The organism is Cyclobacterium sp. (assembly GCF_014762705.1).
Lineage (GTDB): Bacteria > Bacteroidota > Bacteroidia > Cytophagales > Cyclobacteriaceae > Cyclobacterium.
The window spans coordinates 1-21,025 of sequence record NZ_JABURL010000062.1; the positions used below are offsets into that span (position 1 = coordinate 1).

The 21,025-nt window shown below is 44.3% G+C and carries 13 protein-coding genes and 1 pseudogene; 7 read left to right on the forward strand and 7 right to left on the reverse strand.

The features are described 5' to 3' along the window. Positions 1–201 precede the first annotated feature (201 nt). The 3 genes from HUJ21_RS11760 (at position 202) to surE (ending at position 2,948) form a co-directional block, all read left to right on the forward strand. Entirely contained in the window at positions 202–1,419 is a 1,218-nt protein-coding gene (locus HUJ21_RS11760) for a bifunctional 3,4-dihydroxy-2-butanone-4-phosphate synthase/GTP cyclohydrolase II (RefSeq protein ID WP_291369988.1), read from the forward strand. Between the two features lie 84 nt (positions 1,420–1,503). Then, entirely contained in the window at positions 1,504–2,157 is a 654-nt protein-coding gene (locus HUJ21_RS11765) for a hypothetical protein (RefSeq protein WP_291369990.1), read from the forward strand. Further along, positions 2,157–2,948, forward strand: coding sequence for a 5'/3'-nucleotidase SurE (surE, locus tag HUJ21_RS11770; RefSeq protein ID WP_166144932.1), 792 nt, complete (start codon positions 2,157–2,159; stop codon positions 2,946–2,948). Before HUJ21_RS11765 ends, surE begins: the two co-directional genes overlap by 1 nt. 7 nt (positions 2,949–2,955) lie before the next feature. Here the strand turns inward: surE and HUJ21_RS11775 are convergent, their stop codons facing one another. Continuing rightward, positions 2,956–4,908 carry a heparinase II/III family protein gene (locus tag HUJ21_RS11775; protein WP_291369994.1) on the reverse strand — a complete coding sequence of 651 codons (1,953 nt, stop codon included), beginning with the start codon at positions 4,906–4,908 and terminating at the stop codon, positions 2,956–2,958. Between the two features lie 241 nt (positions 4,909–5,149). Here HUJ21_RS11775 and HUJ21_RS11780 point away from each other — a divergent pair, with 241 nt between their 5' ends. The 4 genes from HUJ21_RS11780 (at position 5,150) to HUJ21_RS11795 (ending at position 8,877) form a co-directional block, all read left to right on the forward strand. Beyond that, the gene (locus HUJ21_RS11780; protein WP_291369995.1) at positions 5,150–6,211 is read left to right on the forward strand and encodes a c-type cytochrome; all 1,062 of its coding nucleotides are present in this window, start codon (positions 5,150–5,152) and stop codon (positions 6,209–6,211) included. Next, positions 6,208–7,569 (forward strand): hypothetical protein, encoded by a 1,362-nt coding sequence (locus tag HUJ21_RS11785; protein ID WP_291369997.1) that lies wholly within the window; start codon positions 6,208–6,210, stop codon positions 7,567–7,569. The genes HUJ21_RS11780 and HUJ21_RS11785 overlap by 4 nt, the downstream gene beginning before the upstream one ends. Further along, a complete protein-coding gene (locus HUJ21_RS11790) occupies positions 7,560–7,889 on the forward strand; it encodes a thioredoxin family protein (protein WP_291369999.1) in 330 nt (109 codons plus the stop codon). Before HUJ21_RS11785 ends, HUJ21_RS11790 begins: the two co-directional genes overlap by 10 nt. Before the next feature lie 202 nt (positions 7,890–8,091). Then, positions 8,092–8,877 (forward strand): transposase, encoded by a 786-nt coding sequence (locus HUJ21_RS11795; RefSeq protein WP_291370001.1) that lies wholly within the window; start codon positions 8,092–8,094, stop codon positions 8,875–8,877. Positions 8,878–9,110: 233 nt separating this feature from the next. Here HUJ21_RS11795 and HUJ21_RS11800 read toward each other — a convergent pair whose 3' ends face one another. From HUJ21_RS11800 to HUJ21_RS11825, 6 genes and pseudogenes are all read right to left on the reverse strand, one after another. Continuing rightward, positions 9,111–10,511, reverse strand: coding sequence for a BNR repeat-containing protein (locus HUJ21_RS11800; RefSeq protein WP_291370003.1), 1,401 nt, complete (start codon positions 10,509–10,511; stop codon positions 9,111–9,113). A gap of 23 nt (positions 10,512–10,534) precedes the next feature. Next, complete coding sequence (locus HUJ21_RS11805) at positions 10,535–12,415, reverse strand: heparinase II/III family protein (RefSeq protein ID WP_291370005.1); 1,881 nt, start codon at positions 12,413–12,415, stop codon at positions 10,535–10,537. 283 nt (positions 12,416–12,698) lie between these two features. Then, positions 12,699–14,597, reverse strand: coding sequence for a heparinase II/III family protein (locus HUJ21_RS11810; RefSeq protein WP_291370007.1), 1,899 nt, complete (start codon positions 14,595–14,597; stop codon positions 12,699–12,701). Between the two features lie 508 nt (positions 14,598–15,105). Beyond that, positions 15,106–16,881, reverse strand: coding sequence for a RagB/SusD family nutrient uptake outer membrane protein (locus HUJ21_RS11815; protein ID WP_291370009.1), 1,776 nt, complete (start codon positions 16,879–16,881; stop codon positions 15,106–15,108). 18 nt (positions 16,882–16,899) lie between these two features. Further along, positions 16,900–20,178 (reverse strand): annotated as a pseudogene (locus HUJ21_RS11820) (TonB-dependent receptor). Between the two features lie 418 nt (positions 20,179–20,596). Then, positions 20,597–20,764, reverse strand: coding sequence for a RagB/SusD family nutrient uptake outer membrane protein (locus HUJ21_RS11825; protein ID WP_291370011.1), 168 nt, complete (start codon positions 20,762–20,764; stop codon positions 20,597–20,599). Between the last annotated feature and the right edge of the window lie 261 nt (positions 20,765–21,025).

Sequence of the window (21,025 nt, forward strand, 5' to 3'; positions counted from 1 at the left end):
GAAAAAATAAAAGCTGCCCTAGAAACCGAATTGCAATAGCCCTTGCCGGGAGTCATTGAAAATACCCCACTAAAAACCCAAATTGAACAGGAAATGGGAAAAGTAATCCCCTCCAGGAAATAAACTAATATTTCGAAAAAACGGTTGAATAAATAAATAATCCTAATTTTGCGACTTTATTTAAAGTGATTTAAGAATAAAATGGAAGATACTTTTCATCTGGATACCATAGAAGAAGCCATAGAAGCCACCAGGAACGGGGAAATCATCATCGTGGTCGACGATGAAGACCGTGAAAATGAAGGCGATTTTGTCTGCGCTGCGGAAAAAGTAACCCCGGAAATCATCAATTTTATGGCTACGCATGGCAGAGGTCTGATATGTGCGCCACTGATCGAGGACAGATGTGAAGCCCTTGGCCTGGAATTAATGGTGGGTACCAACACGGCGGCATTCGAAACCCCTTTCACTGTATCAGTGGACCTGATTGGCCATGGCTGTACTACAGGGATTTCTGCCAGTGACCGGTCCAAAACCATCAAAGCCCTGATCGACCCGGAAATTCGTCCGGAGGAACTGGGTAAGCCGGGACATATTTTCCCTTTGAAAGCCAAAAGAGGTGGGGTACTGAGGAGAACGGGCCATACAGAGGCCGCCATAGACCTTGCTCGCCTGGCAGGATTACAACCTGCAGGTGTGTTGGTTGAAATCATGAATGAAGATGGCACCATGGCCAGGTTACCGGATCTGGTGCAGGTGGCCAAAAGATTTGACCTTAAACTGATTTCCATCAAAGACCTGATTGCCTACAGGTTAAAAAACGAAAGTCTCATCAAGAGAGAAATTGGTGTGGATATGCCTACGGAATGGGGTAATTTTGACCTGATTGCTTACAGGCAAACCAATACGGATGAAATTCACATGGCCCTGATCAAAGGCAAATGGGAAGAGGGGGATACCGTGATGGTAAGGGTACATTCCTCCTGCATCACAGGGGATATTTTTGGTTCCTGCCGATGTGATTGCGGGCCTCAACTTCACCAGGCTATGAAAATGGTTGAAGCGCACGGTAAAGGCCTGGTACTGTACATGAACCAGGAAGGCCGGGGCATAGGGCTGATCAATAAATTGAAAGCCTACAAACTACAGGAAGAAGGTATGGACACGGTTCAGGCAAATCTTGCCCTGGGCTTTCCCATGGACAAAAGGGATTACGGGGTTGGTGCACAAATTCTTCGCGACCTTAATGTGACCAAAATAAAGTTGATCACCAACAATCCCACCAAAAGGATAGGTCTTTCCGGATATGGATTGGAAATTGTGGATACTGTCCCCCTTGAGATCAATTCCAATCCGCATAACGAGAGATATCTTCAAACCAAAAGGGATAAAATGGGCCACCAAATCATGCGAAAATAGCTTTTTTACTATTTTTAACTTTTCCTGCTTCAACATAAGCCATTTATTTTACGTATCAGGGGTAGAAGCAAAAAGCAAAAAGTCATGAAAAAATACTTGTTTATCCTATCTTGTTTATTCATGCTTGTCACCGTTGCCGGGGCGCAGGAATTTCCTTCCCAGATTTGGCACGATGGAAAAGTATATCTTAACTCAGGGGAAATACATGAAGGCAAGGTGAAATATGACCTGGAAGCCAATATCGTTCAGGTTCAGTCCAATACCGTAGAAACTTTCAGTTCTGCATCTATCAGCCATTTTGAAATTTTCGATGAAATTTATGGTGGCATCAGAATTTTCTATAGTCTCCCCTATGCATTGAACTCAGATTACAAAACACCCATATTTTTTGAATTGCTTACAGAAGGGCAGGAAATCACCTTGTTGTGCCGGGAATTTATTACTGTAGACAACAGGAATTTCAACACCATGGGCATGCGGGGCATGTACATGAATCCCATGTGGGGTATGCCCATGATGGGAAGAGGCTTTAACCGGCTTGATTTTGATTTCTATTTTCTTCAGGATCAAAAAATTTACAAATACAGTCAGAAAAAAAGAGAACTGCTCAATGATTTTATGGATGATAAGTCTTCAGAAATGAAACTTTACATGAGAAAAAACAGACTTTCTCATGATAAAAGGGGAGATTTGCTGAGGATTACCGCCTATTACAATCAAATAAAAAGAAATTCTTAATGTCAAAACCTTTAATTTTAGTATCCAATGATGACGGGATTACTTCCCGGGGAATCCGTGTACTGGTAGATGTAATGAAAAAATTGGGAGACGTGGTCGTGGTGGCACCCGACAGTCCCCAGTCCGGTATGGGACATGCCATCACCATTGGAAATACCCTTCGGCTTTATGAAGAGGAGATTTTTCAAGATGTAAAAGCGTTTAAATCCAGCGGGACACCAGCTGACTGCGTAAAGCTGGCCAAACACTATGTATTGAAAGACAGAAGGCCAGACCTTATCGTTAGCGGCATCAATCATGGGAGCAACACCTCCATCAGTGTGTTGTATTCCGGCACCATGTCCGCAGCGATAGAAGGTGCCATAGAAGGCTATCCTTCCATAGGTTTCAGCCTTTGTGATTACAGTTCAGATGCCGACTTCTCCCATGTAGAGGCCCATGTGTACCAGATTGCCAAACAAGTATTGGAATTTGGAATCCCAAAGGGAGTGGCGCTCAATGTTAATTTTCCTCCCAAGAGAAATGAAGCCCTGAAAGGGATTAAAATTTGCAGGCAGGCCCGGGCCAAGTGGCAGGAGGATTTTGAGGAGAGATATGACCCCAATGGGAGGAAATATTTTTGGATGGCAGGTAACTTTGTAAATTTTGATAAAGGAGAAGACAATGATGAATGGGCCATTGCCAATAATTATGCTGCAGTAGTGCCTTGTCAGTTTGATATGACCGCACACCATGCCATCCCCCAAATCAATAATGATTGGGATTGGGAAAGTATCAAGTCTGGTTTTTAATTTAAATTTATTCTCTTTTTAGTACAAAGGTGCTGTTTCCTTTGGCTGGAATGGATTGGTATTCCAAGTTGATCCTGTAAATGGTGTCTCCCCATTTCTGACCTATTCCTTTGTCTTCGGGCTCAGTAAGGGCTATTTTCTCAACGCTGGCCACCATGCTTTTGGGATCATAACTGAGTTCAAACGGAATGATATTCCCCTGTGCATCTTCGAATGGAATAGACAATACACCGGGCGCCACTACTTTTGCGGGATAAATGGTCATGAGATGTTGCACCAGGCTGTTGGATTGGGTCAATTGAAAAGCATCATTTATGGTCACTTTTTTACCCCTATCCAGATTTAAAACCCGCTCCCAGGATACAATCCCTGCATTTTCCGGATAAGCATGAGCTATGTTGAGTGTCATGGCACTGCTGTTTTTCCTGGCTTCATGGCTGACTTCCGTTGCCCGGTATTGACTCCCCGGCAATTGGGTAGCCTCATTGATAGTAGGCAGGTTGTGGTAATCCGAACGGTTGTACCAAATGCTGTATCGCTCCTCACTGAATGTTTTCCTGGTATAAGTGCCCCGGCCTACATCAATCAAAAGCGGTAAGCCATTGTAATACACCACATAATTGCCAATATCATTGTGATTATGGCTCTCATCATTATGGCCTCCTTTGCCGGCAAGAAAAAAACCATCCGTACTTCCCTCCCTGTCTCTGGCGACCATTACCTGTATATCAGGAAGCCAGACATCCTTGGGAAGCGGCAGCCCTTTTTCAGCTTTTTGGAATTCTTCCTGCATGAATACCTCAAAAAAGTTTCTGAAATAATGGAAGCGGGGAAGGGTAAAATCATTTTCCCTGCGGTAATAGGCTCCAAATTTCATCATGTCAGGATCCTGAATGGCTTTTCCATAGCGGTAAATCATGGAGGCAGCCATGGTAGGTTGGGGATCTGCATCTGCGAAATTCAGGAAATAATCTTCACTGATCTGCGCCCGGTAGATAAACTTCCCCATGTTTTTTACCTTTTCATCTTCATACACATACTGGAAGGCACCATGTGTGGCCAGGTCTAGCAGTGAAATATTGTCAAACAGCGAGGCTGCGGCAGCTCCCCAATAGCTGGGCCCTTCATCACAGCCACCATCCGCTGGATAGGGATTTAAAAACTCATCCAACACCTGTACGGCTCGGTATACCAATGCAGTCCTTTTGGTTTGATCTTTCTCCAGCAACAAAGCGCTATTGATCCAGTTTGAGCAAATCCAGGGATTCCAGTTATTGGGAGGTCTGCCATTTGCATTGGCAGCCATCCAGCCATGGTGCTGGTTCATCAAAGGTTCGAAAATGCGTGTTTGCGTTTCATGGCGTATTCTTTTCCGGATTTGGGGAGAAATTTCATCAAATTTTTCCCCGAAAAAATAATCGGCCCATGCCAGGTAAGTCGCTGTTTCAGCGGCAAATAAATCCACAAATGGCCGGGTTACATCCATCAATCCGGAATATTCCCTGGTTTTAGGAAGATGAGCTGGAACTCCCCAAAAAGACTCTTCACAAATAGACCAGATTCCATTGATGATCGGGTCAATAAACCTGCCCTTATTTTCATATAGTTCAGCCAAAATCATGGTGCCCAACATCCTGCGCTTTTCGAAGGTGATGGCCTGATATTCGTCCCTGTCCCCTGTTCGGTCTATCAATAAAGATTTGGTAGCAGGGATATAAGGCCAGTCGTAATCTATGTTTTCATTGGCATACCTGAGGTACTCCCGCATCATTTCCTGATCGGCATTTTGCCAGGCTGATCTGTCATCCAAAGCAGGAAATGGTTTCCATTCCTCCAAAGGGGTCAGTAATTGAAAAAGCTCTTCTTCGGAGTATTTTCCACTGATGAGGTTTTGGGCCTCTGCAAAATAAACAGCGGCAAAAAACAGTAGCAAGAAAGTCAAATTTTTCTTCAGGCTCATTTTAATTTTGGGTTATTGTAAAAAACAGGATTTGAATGAACATTTTTAAATGACCATTTCCACACTGGCTTATTTTAACAACTATGGTATAATGATCTCATTGACAGGATCAATGAGATCAGCATCAATCCAATGGTCAATTTACAAAAAATTTTATTCCGGAAAAGCATGCTGTGTGATAGAGATCACTTCTTACAGAATTAATTGCAGGTAATATTGTAATAATTAATGAAGTAATCTTATGAAAAAATCTGCTCAATCTTTGCTTTTGTTGATCAAAGGGCTGTTGGGTCTGCTTTTGGCGATTTTTATGTTGAGTTTGTTTGTTCTGGCACTGGTGATCACTCAATTTGGAACAGAAAAGGCCGCCAAAGTGTCGATGGTGGCTGACGGGAAAAATGTCCTAAAACCAACTGAAAAAAACGATCAGCGGTTGATTTCCACGGATGACCTCTGGCAAGCGCCTGACTGGAATACCGTAATGGCTGAGCCCAATGCCAGGCAAATTCAATATGGCAGGGAATTACTGGTACATACAGCAGAATACCTGGGTCCTGAAGGAAAAGTAAAAAAAATATCCAATGGCCTAAACTGCCAAAACTGCCATCTGGAGGCAGGCACCCTTCCCCTGGGAAATAACTTCGGGGCTGTTGCCTCCGGTTATCCCAAAATAAGAGCCCGATCGGGTCAAATGGAGGATATTCCAAAAAGAATCAATGATTGTTTTGAAAGAAGCCTCAATGGTAAGGCCCTGGAAAGGGACAGCGAAGAAATGGAAGCCATGGTTGCATACATGCTTTGGCTGGGAAAGGCTGTTCCCAAAGGAACCCGGCCCCAAGGCAGTGGTATTTATGCCGTTCCTCTGATGGAGAGGGCAGCGGATCCCATTTTGGGGAAAACCGTCTATGACCAACAATGCTCCAGTTGTCATGGTACTGAAGGGCAGGGGCTGGCCCAGGTTTCCGGTAAGGGGTATATTTATCCCCCACTCTGGGGCTCTAATAGCTACAATGACGGTGCCGGATTGTACCGGCTTTCCCGCTTTGCGGGCTTTGTCAAAGCCAATATGCCTTTAGGAGCTAACCATGAACGTCCCTTGCTCAGTGATGAAGAAGCCTGGGATGTTGCTGCCTATGTCAACTCTATGGAAAGACCATCGAAAGATAAATCTACCGACTGGCCGGATATATCCAAAAAACCCATGGACCATCCTTTTGGACCATTTACAGATCCTTATTCAGAGACACAGCATAAATATGGCCCGTTTCAACCCATATTAACTGCAAAAGCTGAAGTAAAATGAAAAAATTCCAGATTATCATTTATTTGTCTTTTCTTTGGCTTCCTCTGAGCGCCCAGCAAGATTCCACCGTCTGGAAAACTGCAATTGAATTGGGACTTCGCTCCTATTTTATGAGCACCAGTTACACGGGAGATTTTAAAAATGACCATGCCTGGGGTCAAATGGCAAGGGTGGAACTTAGCACAAGACTTCCCTATGGATTCAAAGTGAATGGGGAATACCTGGGCTTTCTCCGTATATTGAGTTCCGACCTCAGGACACTGGACCCCCGGGTGCCAAACCTTAATCGTTATGAAGTAGGCCTTTTTGATGTAAATCATTTGGACCGCAGGCTGTTTGGGAAAATAGGCAAGCTGAACCTGGCTTTTGAAAAGGGGAAATTCCAGGCTATTTTGGGCAGGATGGAAATCAACACGCCTTTCATTAACCAACAGGATGGCAGGCTGAGTCCCACCTTTGTAGAAGGTTTAAGGATAGGGTTACTACCCAACCCAAATGTAAACATTAAGAGTAATCTGATATGGGCAGTCTCACCGCGATCTACCGGGCATTGGTTTGGCTTGGATGAAAGCATGGGCATGTACCCGGTAGGAAGGGATGAATTTGGTAATCCTTCCAGCTATTTTGGCAATACCGATGTTAATTTTGTACATGTTTTAGATATTGATTTCACCTTAAAGGACAATGCCAACCTTCAGCTCAATCATACCTTTGTGGAAAATATTTACAGCAGCTTTCTGGCTCAATGGGACAAAAGCTGGAACATCCCTGATTCCAACCTTAAGGCAATTACCGGAATACAAGCCACCATTCAACATGGGATTGGAAACGGGGGAAATGAGGAAGTTGATCTCCGGTACAAAAATCCGGAGGATTTCAATTGGATAGTGAGTGGAAGAATGGGTCTTCAGTCCAGGCGAAATCTATGGTACCTGAATTATACCAACATTCAGGGAAAGGGGCGCTACCTCAGCCCCAGGGAGTGGGGAAGAGATCCTTTCTATACCTTTATTCCAAGGGAAAGAAATGAAGGATTGAGTCATGCAGATGCTATCAGTACCTACTTCCAGCATTCCCTGGCACAAAAACCGCTTCAATTGTATACCTTTATGGGAGTATATTTTCTTCCTGATGCAGCTGATGCCAGACGTAATAAGTATGCCGTACCCAGTTATGCGCAGATCAATTTGGGCATGCGGTACAATTTAAAGGAATGGGTAGAGGGGCTTAACCTGCATTTGATCTTGATGGGTAAAGCGGCATTGGATCAGCAAAACCTCAAACCGGCATGGGTTTACAATAAAGTCAACCTTTTTCATGTCAATACCATTCTAAATTATACCATTCCATGGAAATAATTAGTGAATTAAAATTAGAAAAGTATCTGAAAGATAAACCAGCAGTTCTGATTTATTTTTATAGGGAAAGCTGTGGAGTCTGTCAGGTATTGTATCCAAAAATTAAACAATTAATCACTGATGAATTTCCTGAAATTAATTTATTGAAACTGGATGCAGGACACTACCTGAAAATGGCTGCACAGTTGCGCATGTTATCGGTCCCGGGAATATTGTTTTTCATGGAAGGCAAGGAATTTTTTCGAAACAACGGTTTGGTGAGCATTGCCGAATTACAAACGCAAATTTCCCGCCCCTACGAAATTTTATACGGAAAATAAACAAAAGAATCCTACAATAGAGCTGGTCGTCCCGCCCAAACAGCACCGCTCCGCGGAATTTGGAATTCCGTGGAATAGATAATGGGGATTTGTAATCCCCGGAAAGACACGAAAGCAGGATTACAAATCCTGTTTATCTGTTGTCCGACATTGCAAATGTCGGACAGCACCGCTCCGCTGAATTTGTAATTCCGTGGTACAGATGAAGGGGATTTGTAATCCCCGAACGGACACGAAGGCAGGATTGCAAATCCTGGTTATCTGTCGTCCGACATTGCAAATGGCGGACAGCACGGCAGCACCGCTCCGCGGAATTTGCAATTCCGTGGAACTGATGAGGGGGATTTGTAATCCCCATTTAAACTCGAAAAATAAAATACTAAATCAGATATTGATTTTTAACTCCCTGAACAGTAAATTGATAGGGTTAAAACAACTGTTCATTTTAGATTTTTTACTCATGCCCTCTTCATATATCATCAAAGACCAGGAAGCCCTTCATTTTGTAACCTTCACTGTTCACCAATGGGTAGATGTTTTTACAAGGAATGATTATGTTGAAATCATCATTGAAAGTATCAACTACTGCCAAACAGCCAAAGGGTTAAAGGTGCATGCCTGGGTTATCATGAGCAATCATTGTCACTTTATTCTGAGCAGTGACAGGGAACCGCTAAGTGATATCATCAGGGATTTTAAAAAATTCACAGCAAAAAAAATCGTTGAGGAGATTCAGGAAAATGAGAGAGAAAGCAGAAAAAAATGGCTTTTATGGTTATTCCAAAAAAATGGACAGATATGGTTTTGGGAAAAGGGATACCATGGGATCGAGATTTTTTCTCAAAAGTTATTCGCATCAAAAGTCAATTACATTCACTTCAACCCTGTAAAAGCCGGCATTGTTGAAAAAGAAGAAGAATACCTAAACAGCAGTTGTGGAGAATATTATGGTGTAAGAAAAAGTAAAATCATTCTGGCTACGGATTGAAAATACTATTTTAGTAGTAGGAACGTGCGCAAAAACAGGATTGCAAATCCTGAGTATCTATCGTCCGACATTACAAATGTCGGACAGCACGGCAGCACCGCTCCGCGGAATTTGTAATTCCGTGGTACAGATGAAGGGGATTTGTAATCCCCGGACGGACACTAAGGCAGGATTGCAAATCCTGGTTATCTGTCGTCCGACATTGCAAATGTCGGACAGCGGGGCTGCGGTGGCTATTCCAGCTCCAACAGATAAAGCTGGCTTGGACCTGGTAGAGGTTCGGGATGGGGACGGTCCCTGTTTCGGGGCAGGGTCTCCCATTTAAGAAGGTATGTTTTGCCGTTAGCTGGATGGCCCATATCCGAAGCAGAACGGACCTCCAATCCAGGGAAATCAATTTCCGGTTTCAAACCTGAAATATACGATTCAGGTTTCAGCACTTCTCCTATAGGATTCAGGTCTTTGTCCAGCAAAATGCTGCCCTCGCCATATTCCACATGATGGTATCCCAATTCGTAATTTCCATCCTCCCGCCTTTCAAAAGCCCCTACCCGGACTTCAAAATCAATACTTCCCCGACCTGAAAATTCCCAGCGGTAATTCCAATCGGTCACCTGCCTGTAAGTCCATTCTCCATCTTTGGCCCTGGCCACATAAAATTGAAGGTTACCTGCTTCATCGTATTTGTGATAAGCCATCAGGGCATTTTGATTTTCATCCAGGCAAAGTTTAGCGGCAAGGTTGATAATACCGCCACCCGGAGGGATGGGATCAACAATTACCGATCTCTGGTCTATAGTTACTGGGATGCTTACCGGTTCACCGAAAGCATTGTACCAGTTAATCATATCCGGACTTTTGATATAGGATAAATCATGATTTGTTTCGCAGTCCGGCGTATCCCGCCAAACCCAATACATGTGGTACCAGTCATCTTCATGGAGGGACGGTTGGGAAGCATAGGCATTCATTTCCCCTTTCCCATCCGTCAAAGGTGAATCCAGAAGTCTGGACCATTGTCCTGATTCAGTGTCGTAAATATTATAAATTTCATTCCCATTACCGCTTCCTCCATCGCGGTAATGAAAAATCAATTCTCCTTCCCTGGTTGTCATGAATTTGGGATAGGTACAACGCTTCTCGTCCCTGCCTACCATTTCCATTTCCTGTACCAGTGAGCTGATATCATTTGGTCTGCTGGATTTAAAATAGGTAATGGGATGCACATGCATGTTTCCCGATAAGTGAATAAAGCCTTCCTTGTCTATGCCAAAGGTAACGGAGTTGTGACTGTCCCAATTGAGAATGGTGCTGGTACCTTCCCCTTCTTCCCTGGCAAATACAGGCAGGGTATACAACTCAAAGGTCTCTTCATCCAGATTACGCTGGCCGACGGTCATGTGCCGGTCTTCGTTGTAATAGGCAATGTATTGCCTGTCTCCATGGGTCATCAGGGAAAATCCTACGGGATGTCCTGACCAAACGCGATCTATTGGTATGCTTTTCTGCAAGGCCTTTCCCTGATCTCTTTCATCAATGATGATGGGACCTTTTTCCTGATCCCCAGAACAGGAGGATAGTATATTAGTAAGCAAGGCAAGGCAGGCAACAAGCAAGTAGGAAAGCTCCATCATGGAGCGATTTTTTTTTGAGCAAATTACTTCCATTCCGCTAAATCATTAAAGTCTTCTTTGAGCTTTCCAATGGCCCCTTCCGGCACCAATAGCACTTGAAATTTGAGTTCCTCCCCAGGCTTCGCCTGGTATTCAAAACCCACCATTACGGTACCGGGGTTGGGCGCATCGTAATCCGTTTTGGGGTCAGTGCTATAGGTTTTCCATTTAATACCCTCCAATCCCTGAACTATAAGATGAAGCTTTTTGCCATCTCTGGTCAATAATGCCTTGTCGCCGTCCAATGCAACCTCTGCCGGGGTCAACATGTTCCACCTGATGTGGGATGGTGAATTATTGTTCTTGATTTCATCCCTGACAACCACATAAGCCTGATCTACTATGCCCACTCCCCTATGGAATTGTTCCAGTTGATTTCCATATACGGAAGTCAAATCAGAAACAGCAAAGGGAAAATCATCGGAGGTTCCGTATTGATCTATTTGGGCATAGCCGTCTACCCTTTGCAAGGCAGTATCTATGGTAAGGGTATTGTGAACATAATTGTTGAGGCGAAAGACGGTCCATCTTTCCGCATCCTGCGTCCTGCCGAAGAGCTGAATTCCTTTGGACTCCAAAGACTCGTAGTTCTGACTGCCAAAATCCATGGCCCAGCGTACCCCATCGGCTTCCATGATAAAAGAACCCACATCCATGTGCCCATGGTTCACGGATGGAGAGCCTGCCTTAAAACCCAAATAAATGGCCTCCGGATCTGTCCAGGAGGTTCTCATCAGCGCAACAGGGTTGGCACCTTGTCCCACCCAAACCTTTTCCTGAGGCACAGGGATGTTACCCAAAGGAATGTTCTTTCCCCAAATCAGGGCAGCAGGAAGCACCCGGTTTCGGGTCAATCCACTTAAATCCTGGTGGTCCAGGTAATCCCGCTCTACCCATAACAGGGAGGGTTGATTGTTCTTTTGGGCAAACCAAAACATGGCAGGCGTCAGGTTGCCCCTGCCCCCTCCGGCATCTCCCCAATTATAAGGATATCCCGTTACGCCCGACATGTGCATATAGAATCCGGCTGTCTGAAGGAAACCAGGGGTATCGGTCAATCCAAAGTCTGTACCGTATATTTTCTCCAGTACGTCCAAAAACAAGACATTAAAGGTGGTCCCGTACCCCCAATACCCATATCCTTCAGGGTAGGCCCCTTCGGGCCGGTAATCATTCATGGCTTTTGCAATGGTTTCCACCGCCCGCTGAAGGGTACGGTGCGCCAGTTCGGGATGATCCTCATATACCGCCAGGGCGCCGTATATCATACCAGCATTGCAGACCTGGTTCCAGTTATGGGTAGCGTCTAAAAACCAGTTGTATTCCTCATTGTACGAGGGTTCCAAACCCATTTTAACAATGGCATCCTTGATTTTCATTTTGCTATCCTGAGACAACACTTCAAAAAGCCAGTCATAACCAATGGCCAGAGCCATGGTCATTTCCGCTACATCCAGAAAGTGACTTGGATTCCAATCACTAAAACCCGAAATATTTACCATCTCCCGCTCTGCCCTTTGGGCAAACCTGGACTCACCGGTCAATCTGTAGGCATAGCTCAGGTGAAAAATCCTTCTCAATGCCTCTCTCGAAACAGAAAGCAACCTTCTGCCTATTTGTTTCCTTTCTAAAAGTTCTTCACCGGTGATTTTGTCAGACTCCTTTATAATGGCCTGATGCAAGTCATTCCATCGCTGGTCTTTCTCTATCAGTACTTTAATTTCCCCTTCTTCCTCTTCCATCAGCAATATCCTGGGATGACTGGTAACCGGCAGTTCTTTTGGAACCAGCTGAGCCCTTACCGGTGAAAAGGCAAGCATCATTCCTATAAGGAAAAATTTACAGGCCAGTAATTCGAATTTCATGTTTGTTCTGGTTAGTTTATAATGTAAAACGCTCCGCGGAATTTGCAATTCCGTGGTGCAGATGAGGGGGATTTGTAATCCCCGGACGGACACGAAAGCAGGATTGCAAATCCTGAGCATCTGTCGTCCGACATTACAAATGTCGGACAGCACGGCTCCGCGGAATTTGTAATTCCGTTGTGCAGATGTGGGGGATTTGTAATCCCCGGACGGACACGAAAGCAGGATTGCAAATCCTGTTTATCTGTCGTCCGACATTGCAAATGTCGGACACCACGGCTTCTTACATCTCTGTAAGCCTGACCTCAATTGTTCCTTCTCCGTTTTCCAGGGTCCAGGCCGGAATCCTGATCTCCAGGCGCTTCAACCCTTCAATCTGCCGGTCTAGTTCCAAGGGTGCGGGGTCCAGTGAAATCACAGACATCATCCAATCCGGATGCGAAAGGTTTTCCAGTTTAACGGATTTCCCATCTTGTCGTAAAATAGCACCCCCTTCAACAATTTCCACATCTGCCTGCGTCATCAACTGCCAGGTGATCATTTTGGTATTTTCATTGGCCACCAATTGGTCTTCGATCAACAATGAATACTCATCCGGCCGGCTAAACTTTCGGTGTGCCTTATCGAGGTTGGCTCCGAATACTGGCGTAAGATCAAATAATGCTTCGGGCTGAGGACCCTCTGTGAAATCTTCCAAACTGGCAAAACCTTCGTTTACATGGAGCTCCTCATTGACGGTAAGGGTACTGTGTCCGTAATTGTTTTTGGTCAGCAGGGTCCAACGCTCACAATCCTGACACCGTCCCCAAAGGTCAAATCCGGTAATTTCCAATTCGTTGTAGGGCTGGTTCCCGGGATCTATGACCCATCTTACCCCATTCAATTCCCAAATAAAAGAACCTGCATCCATATTGCCATGGCTGATTGTGGCTTTACCCCCTTTTCCTCCAAAGTAATAGCTGTCAGGAGCATCGGAATCATCCCGGAAAATAACGATAGGATTGGCACCGTCTCCCTTCCATGCAGTAGGAAGGCTTTCTTTATCACTGGCTTCAAACTGTGCCAGCCAGATCAGACCTGCACCGGCGACACGATGAAGTTTGCCCATAGCGGCGGGGTTCTGGAGTAATTTTTCTTTTTCGATATAAAGGGGATTCCCGGTTTTGGTTCCAAACCAGGCCAGTATGATGTCGCCGCCCGTGCCATGCCGGTCGCCGCAGTCCGCATAATTGTAATACCAGCCCGATGGGGCAATGCTAAGTTTCCTGAAATCAGCGCTGGCTTTAAAGGCCGGGTATTCGGCAATTCCAAAATCGGTTCCAAATGCTGATTCCAGCATGGCTGAAGTCAGCACCGAAAAGGCTGTACCGTAGCCCCAGTAGGTAGACCCTTCCGGATACACTCCATCCGGCCCATACTCTTCCAGGGCATGGGGCATGCCATCCAGAGAGCGGGAAATGGTTTTGGCGGCCAACTCCGGGTCCTGATCAGCGATCATGATGGAGGCCGCAATCATGCCCCCATTGCAAACCTGGTTCCAGTTATTGGTCCCATTGATCCAGCCATGGTTGCCTTCCCAACTGGGGTTGATCGCTTTTTCTACCAAAGCGGTTTTCGCTAAAGTTACAGTGGATTTTGGCAGGTCTTTACCAACCCAATCAATAGCCAGGGCTACGGCGGTGGCCATTTCGGCTACATCCAGAAAATGGGAAGGATTCCAATCCGAAAAATTGGAAACGGCCAGTAGTTCCTCATTGATTTTGTCCAGGTACTTTTTGTCTCCGTCGATTCGGTAGGTGATTCCCAGTACATTCATCCGATGTAACATGTCCCGGGAGGTACCCAATAGCCTGCGCCCAACCATGTTTCTGGTTAGTACCGGCTCTCCAAGTATATCATCCGCATTGGCTTTTACCGCTTCATAGTAATTGGCTACCATGGGTTCCTGCTTGATTTTGCGTTTCAGGTTTCTTTCCCAGGCGGGAGTAAGGGCCAGTTTCGGACTACTTTTCCGCAGGTTGCGTTTGATGTAATTTACGGTGATGGGATTTTCCAGCTTGTGGGGATCTCGCTTTATAAATGCCTCGGCATCATTCGTCAATCCTATTGCTGGTACCTGCACTGGTCTCGTAAGCACACTGGCCATTAGGAAGATAAATAGAAGTAATTTTGGGTTTTTCATCGTTTTTTAAAGGTTATTCAATATTTCATCATGTGTTTCATTAACGTGGGCAAGGACCAGGCATAAGGAGGGAAGGAATCGGTCTGAAGACTTTTGGAATTGTTGCGGTGCACATCGGGGTACATGTAAAATTCATATATGCATGGATATCAATACTTTGTCCTGCGTCTGCATAAGTCAGAAATTCCTGATAAGCTGCCCAATATTGCTGGTCTTTGAATTGCGGTGCAGAATGCATCAGCTGACAGGTTCCGGAAAGGCCCTGAAAAAGAAATACCATCACCGGAAGAAAGCTAAAAAACAGGCTATAAGGTAACATTCAACATTATTTTGGGTGAAACAGAAATTGCTTTTTTCTGTTTCCTTAAAGATAATCATTGTTTACATATTTGACCCGCCTATACCTTTCCACTTATGTAAAATAATAAAAAAACCTGCCAGCAAATTGACTCTTCGCCGATTCACTGACAGGTTTTAATTTATTTATTATTCGGAATGATACTGGACCTTAATTGTAACCCGGGTTCTGTTCCAGTTGAGGATTTTGAGCCAAATCATCCAGTGGTAGAGGCCATAAATAATGCTTGCCTTCATCGAATACCGGGTTTTCCCAATCTGTGCCTTTGTAAACATCGATATAGGTGTTCCCATTATCGGGATCTACGCTAGTCTGTATGGCTGCACCGGCATACCTTGACTCAGCTTCAGGGGTCCATCGGATGCCCAGATCAGGACTTTCCAGTTTTTTACCTTGCTTCCAACGCTTCAGGTCATTGTACCTGAATCCTTCAAGAAACAATTCAACCCTTCTTTCTCTTCGAATCTCTACCAAAAGAGGAGAAATACCATCGTTTGCATATCGGGGATCCATGGGAGGATTTAGATCAAGGTGAGGCATGCCAACCCTGTCACGCAACAGATTAATGCTCATATCCAGGTCTGCCTGGGTGATTTCACCCAGCTCGGCCATGGCCTCGGCATAATTAAGCAACACTTCCCCGTATCGCAATATGATCCCGGGAGTTTCTGCCGTGTTATACGCCTTACCGATCATATCGTCTGCATTATAATGTTTAATGATATGATATCCGGTAGTCGTAGTTAGACCGCCGGGCATACCAACGATTCGGGGGTATGCCCTTCCATCATTCACATGGTACTTGTACTTTTCCGTATCATCCGGATGGAGGATAGATTGCCTTAATCGAGGATCCCGATTGACAAAAACATCTTCAATGGTTTCATCTCCCTGATACAAAGGCGATATTGAAATAGGTAAACCATCCGTTGCCAGGAAATCTTCGACAAAACTTTTGGTGGCTCCTCCAGTATAACTGAAATAACTTTGCACGTGATTGGTATATATTCCCAATTGGTACCGTCTCCACACCATTACCTCAGGGTTACCGCTGACGTCCAAAACCCGGTGAAAAGAGTTGAAATCATTTTCAGGATCTCCGGTATTATAAACCGCATAAGGTCCATTATCCATAATTTCCTTGGCCGCGTCTGCAGCCGCTCTCAACCACATTTCGGGATTGGAACCGCCGTGGTATTTTCTCCAGGTACCTTCAAACAGGCAAACCCGGGACATTATGGCAAGCGCCGCCCAGCGATTTAGTCTTCCTGGCTCATTACCATCGCCCCAATCATCCGGAATATGGGTAGCGGCAAATTCCAGATCCGCCAATACATTGTCCATGGCCTCTTCTCTTGGTGTCCTGGCCGCAAACAATTGCTCATCATCAATATTGAGCTCCTGTTCCACCCAGGGCACATCACCGAATTTTTGTACTTTTTCCGCATAGAACCAGCCTCTGAAAAGCCGTGCTTCACCCACATACTTGTTTCTCACTTCATCAGTAATGGCAGCTTTAGGATAGTTTTCAAGACCAATATTCAGGGCTCTGACAAAATTCCACCCAGTGTATCCAAACCATTGGGCGTCATTGGGAACTAACTGTCTGCCTGCTCTCACCTGTTGGTAAAACAAATGCCGCTCGTGTCTGGGGGCAAGATTATCAGTGAATTCATCCTGATAATAATAACTATAACGATGGCTGTCAAAGCCACCATCATGGGCCATCATAATGGGTATACTATTATCGTTTAATGCCATGTGATAAAACGTATTGTTATACGTGGCCAGGTCATTTTCCGTGTTCCAGAAGGTCTCGTTGCTGACTTCATCCAGTGGATAGCGCTCCAGGAATTCATCATTACAAGCAGTAAACAGGTATGCCATCAGACAAACCATGCTACCTAGATATATATTGCTTTTCATAGTAATTTCGGTTTTTTTTTAGAACGTTATTCTCGCACCGAGGGTATAAACACGCTGCATGGGATATTCAATGGCTCCGGCATAAATGGACTCAGGATCCAATGGCTTCCGGATAGGCGAATATTCCCAAAGATTCATCCCGGCAAAATAAATATTTGCATTTTGAAAGCCTACTGCGGACATCCAATTGGCAGGTAAATTATAACCCAGGTTTACATTCTTCAAACGGATATAGGCCGCGTTTTGCAAAAACCGGGTTTGAGTTTGAATGTTCTTTTTGTCATTGGTAGAGATATGGGGATGGGCAAAATAAGCATCCCTATTGTCCTCAGACCAGGAATCGGTAATAAAGTACTTCTCCACATGGCCTGCGTTGAAAGGGAAAAACCAGGTCCAGTTTCCGGAAGTGGGAAAGTGATCTCGTTGGCCTACCCCCTGAAAGAACAAATTCAAGTTGAAATTCCTCCATTGCAGGTTATTATTGATTCCGAAACTATATCGAGGTGTCTCATTACCAATAACCCTTCGGTCGCCTGGTTCTGAAAGCGTATTGTTACCTGGTGAAATTACCCCATCACCGTTCAGGTCTGCATATTGGATGTCTCCTGGTCTCCAGTTGGCTCCCAATCTGGACTGATCAGCGTGATTGTCTACCGCTTCCTGGGTCTGGAAAATTCCTACCGTCTCGTAACCCCAGATTTCATTCAATTGCTGACCTTCATAATATTGGTTGATCACTCCTTCTGGATTGATAAACTTGGTGATCTCAGCGGTCCAATCCGATAATGCCAGCGTAACATCGTAACTCAGGTCATCTCTAACCTGGTCTCTCCAGGTCAGTGCCAATTCCCAGCCAGTAGTCCTCAAATCAGCTGCATTGGATTGAGGCGCACCAGTCCCCAGGATGGAAGGATATTGCTGTCTCATGAGCATGTCTTTGGTTTCCCTGGAAAACACGTCGAAAGAAGCGTCAATCTTTCCGCCAAACAAGGTGAAATCAAGACCTATATTCTGAGAAACGACCGTTTCCCAAGTTAGCGTAGGGCTAACCAATCCCGCAGGAGATACATAGGGTGTGCGTTGCCCCGCACTCATCATGTAAGGGGATTGACCCGTACCCATGGTAGGAATATAAGGATAATAATTATTACCTAACAACTGGTTGCCTAAAGTTCCATAGGAAGCCCTTAATTTCAGTTCATCCATCCAGTTGCTTGTTCCCGCCATCCAGTCTTCATTGGAAATTCTCCATCCCGCAGAAAAGGAAGGGAAAAAACCAAAACGGCTTTCCTGAGGAAATCTGGAAGTACCATCATATCGGCCATTGGCTTCCAACAAAAATCTTTCATCAAAGATATAGTTTACCCTGTAGAAAGCACCTCTTAAAGAAACATGACTGCTGCTACCAGCAGTTTGTTGCAATCCGATAGTTGCATTCAAATCCGTAATCAAGGGAGTGAGCAGGGTGTTGTTTTGTGCCCGAAAATATTTGTTCTGGCCCCACTCCTGATTAAAACCAATCATGGTGTTAAGGCTGTGTTTTTCAGGAAGTGAAAACTGGTAATCTGCATACGCATTGAAAACATAATATTGGTTATAACTACTCTCTTCTCTAATAAAATCATTTCCACTGAACCCGTTACTTACCATGTTCTGCGCCAATAGGTTATTGTCCACAATTTCTATTTTACTAGCAACATCCTGTTCGCTTCTGTGGAAGAAATTATAGGAGAAATTAGACTTGATGGTCAGGCCTTTTACAGGAGTTAATGTAGCTCCTTGGGTCAGCCAGATATCATTATTGGTCCAGGTGGACCTTCCTCCGTCTTCCAGGTAAGGCCAGAAATTCGTTCCCCCGAAATACATGCCAATGTATTGCTCGTATTGATCACGATCACCTTCCTGCACGTAGAACGGCAAGTCAGGAAATTGTATGGGCATAATTGGGTTTACACGAGCCAATGAGTTAATATTCACATCCCAGTTATAAAAATAGGGTTTGTCGCTCTGCTGGGAATTGACTACGATTTTCTCATCGAGAGTTAACCAATCTGTCACTTTAAATTCACCCTTCATCAAAACATTGTATCGCTTGAAATTTTCATTGCGATCTGAATTCAAATAGCCATCCTTGTTGAGGTGACCAAAGGAGACAAAATAATTGGAATTTTCAGAACCTCCCGAAATGGATAAATCGTGTTGTTGCGTTGGTGCAAAATCAGTCATTATATTGTTCTGGTAATTATTATACCCATAAAACCTGAGATTGCCATCTACCACACCCCATTCATTCGCAGGGATAGGATTTTCTGACCACCTGCGGGTACCCTCAACCATGTCATCGTCATAACTGGGTACGCCATTGGTACGAATATTGGCGATGTTTCTGGCATTTACGAAATCATGTGGATCTGTAACGGGATCCATGTTAAAGATCGGCTTGGCCATTGAAAACTGGCTGTTCAAGGATACCCTTACCTTACCGGCTTTTCCACTTTTGGTGGTTACCAAAACTACCCCAAATGCAGCCCGGGCACCGTACACAGCTGCAGCAGCAGCATCTTTTAGTACGGATACACTTTCAATATCGTTGGGATTGATCCTGTTAAGATCCATTGGGACATTATCCACCAAAATCAGTGGCGAACCTCCATTGATGGACTAAAATCCACGAATATTAAAGGAGGGGCTTTGTGCCGGATCACCATTTCTTGGTGCAATGTTAAGGTTAGGAATCACACCCTGCAAACCCTCAGCCACATTGGCTACGGGTCGGTTTTCCAATCGTTCGCTGGTCGCTACACCCACCGCTCCGGTCAGGTTCACCTTTTGCTGGGTACCATATCCGACCACCACTACTTCATCCAATGCCTGCGCACTTTCTACCAAGGTAATATCAATGGTGGACCTGTTATTTACTTGTACCGTTTGGCTTTCAAATCCAATAAAGGAGAAAACCAGAGAAGCACCATCAGGAACAGTAATGGAATATTTTCCATCCAGATCCGTAGCGGTACCTGTAGATGTGCCGGGTACCGAAACAGTGGCACCCGGAATGGGTTGACCATTTTGGTCGGTCACCGTTCCTGTAACGGTCACATCAAATGCATTTTCCAATTTTACCTCCTCCAGCAACTCACCGGAAGCCAAGGCAGGTAAATTAGGTTCAATGTTTTTCAGATTCCTGTCCAGAACAGTCCCCTGGGCCATAAGCCCGCCGGAAACCAGACAAAACAGGATTGCCACCATTGATGATATCGGTTTCACCAGGCAGCAATAAAGTAGACTTTTTTTCATAATGGATTGTTGTTAATTGTTTGTTGATGATAAAGATCAGTTTTTACCGATCTCGGGTTATTTTGACGGGATTATTTCTCCATAGGCTGTAATAATTTTGGATAAATGGTTTATTAGAAATTTTTAATAATGTTATTTTATATCGTTTTTAATTACCAGCAGAATAAAATCAGTATAATATTTTGTGTTACTTTAAGATTTAACTTTTTTTAACTGATATCATGAGGTCTTTTTTAGAATTAGTTTTATTTTACGGCTTCATATTAAATATTTTAAAAACAAGAAAAAAATATTAGCTGACAAAAATCTGCAAAAAAATAAAAACTAAAAAATCTTTTTACGGGGCATAATACAAAAAAGAGGGAGCCTGGGCCCCTTCCTCATTTGCTTGCTTCTTAAGATAGAAATGTTGGTTAATTTAATATCCGGGGTTTTGTACCAGCCCAGCATTTACATCCATCTCTCTCAGGGGAAATGGGAACAACAGGTTCTTCTCGGCAAAGATACCGTTAAATACATTGGTAGTGCCTATAAAATCTTCGCAGTCACCGGTCAGGTCACTCCTGAATTTTCTGGTTCTCAACATATCAAGCCATTTATGTATAATGTCCTCCAAAAGTTTCCCCATTGTATCCGGTAATATGGCAAAACCTATTAATAAATCCCTTGCAAATAAACTGTCCTGCTTTACCCTGGTTGAAAATTTTCAAGGTGAATGAAAAATTCCAGACTTTTTTTAAATGTACCATTGACGTTTGAAAAAAAATAAGTAAACTTAAATGCAGGATAAAAGGCTTGATCCTGGAAACAAAAATTATTTATAAGATTCAGCCTTTGAATTCTGGCC

What these genes read in the sequence shown, in the direction of transcription:
- HUJ21_RS11760 (WP_291369988.1), top strand. Translation starts at nt 202, where the DNA reads ATGGAAGATACTTTTCATCTGGATACCATAGAAGAAGCCATAGAAGCC.
- HUJ21_RS11765 (WP_291369990.1), top strand. Translation starts at nt 1,504, where the DNA reads ATGAAAAAATACTTGTTTATCCTATCTTGTTTATTCATGCTTGTCACC.
- surE (WP_166144932.1), top strand. Translation starts at nt 2,157, where the DNA reads ATGTCAAAACCTTTAATTTTAGTATCCAATGATGACGGGATTACTTCC.
- HUJ21_RS11775 (WP_291369994.1), bottom strand. Translation starts at nt 4,908, where the DNA reads ATGAGCCTGAAGAAAAATTTGACTTTCTTGCTACTGTTTTTTGCCGCT.
- HUJ21_RS11780 (WP_291369995.1), top strand. Translation starts at nt 5,150, where the DNA reads ATGAAAAAATCTGCTCAATCTTTGCTTTTGTTGATCAAAGGGCTGTTG.
- HUJ21_RS11785 (WP_291369997.1), top strand. Translation starts at nt 6,208, where the DNA reads ATGAAAAAATTCCAGATTATCATTTATTTGTCTTTTCTTTGGCTTCCT.
- HUJ21_RS11790 (WP_291369999.1), top strand. Translation starts at nt 7,560, where the DNA reads ATGGAAATAATTAGTGAATTAAAATTAGAAAAGTATCTGAAAGATAAA.
- HUJ21_RS11795 (WP_291370001.1), top strand. Translation starts at nt 8,092, where the DNA reads ATGAAGGGGATTTGTAATCCCCGAACGGACACGAAGGCAGGATTGCAA.
- HUJ21_RS11800 (WP_291370003.1), bottom strand. Translation starts at nt 10,511, where the DNA reads ATGATGGAGCTTTCCTACTTGCTTGTTGCCTGCCTTGCCTTGCTTACT.
- HUJ21_RS11805 (WP_291370005.1), bottom strand. Translation starts at nt 12,415, where the DNA reads ATGAAATTCGAATTACTGGCCTGTAAATTTTTCCTTATAGGAATGATG.
- HUJ21_RS11810 (WP_291370007.1), bottom strand. Translation starts at nt 14,597, where the DNA reads ATGAAAAACCCAAAATTACTTCTATTTATCTTCCTAATGGCCAGTGTG.
- HUJ21_RS11815 (WP_291370009.1), bottom strand. Translation starts at nt 16,881, where the DNA reads ATGAAAAGCAATATATATCTAGGTAGCATGGTTTGTCTGATGGCATAC.
- HUJ21_RS11825 (WP_291370011.1), bottom strand. Translation starts at nt 20,764, where the DNA reads ATGTTGAGAACCAGAAAATTCAGGAGTGACCTGACCGGTGACTGCGAA.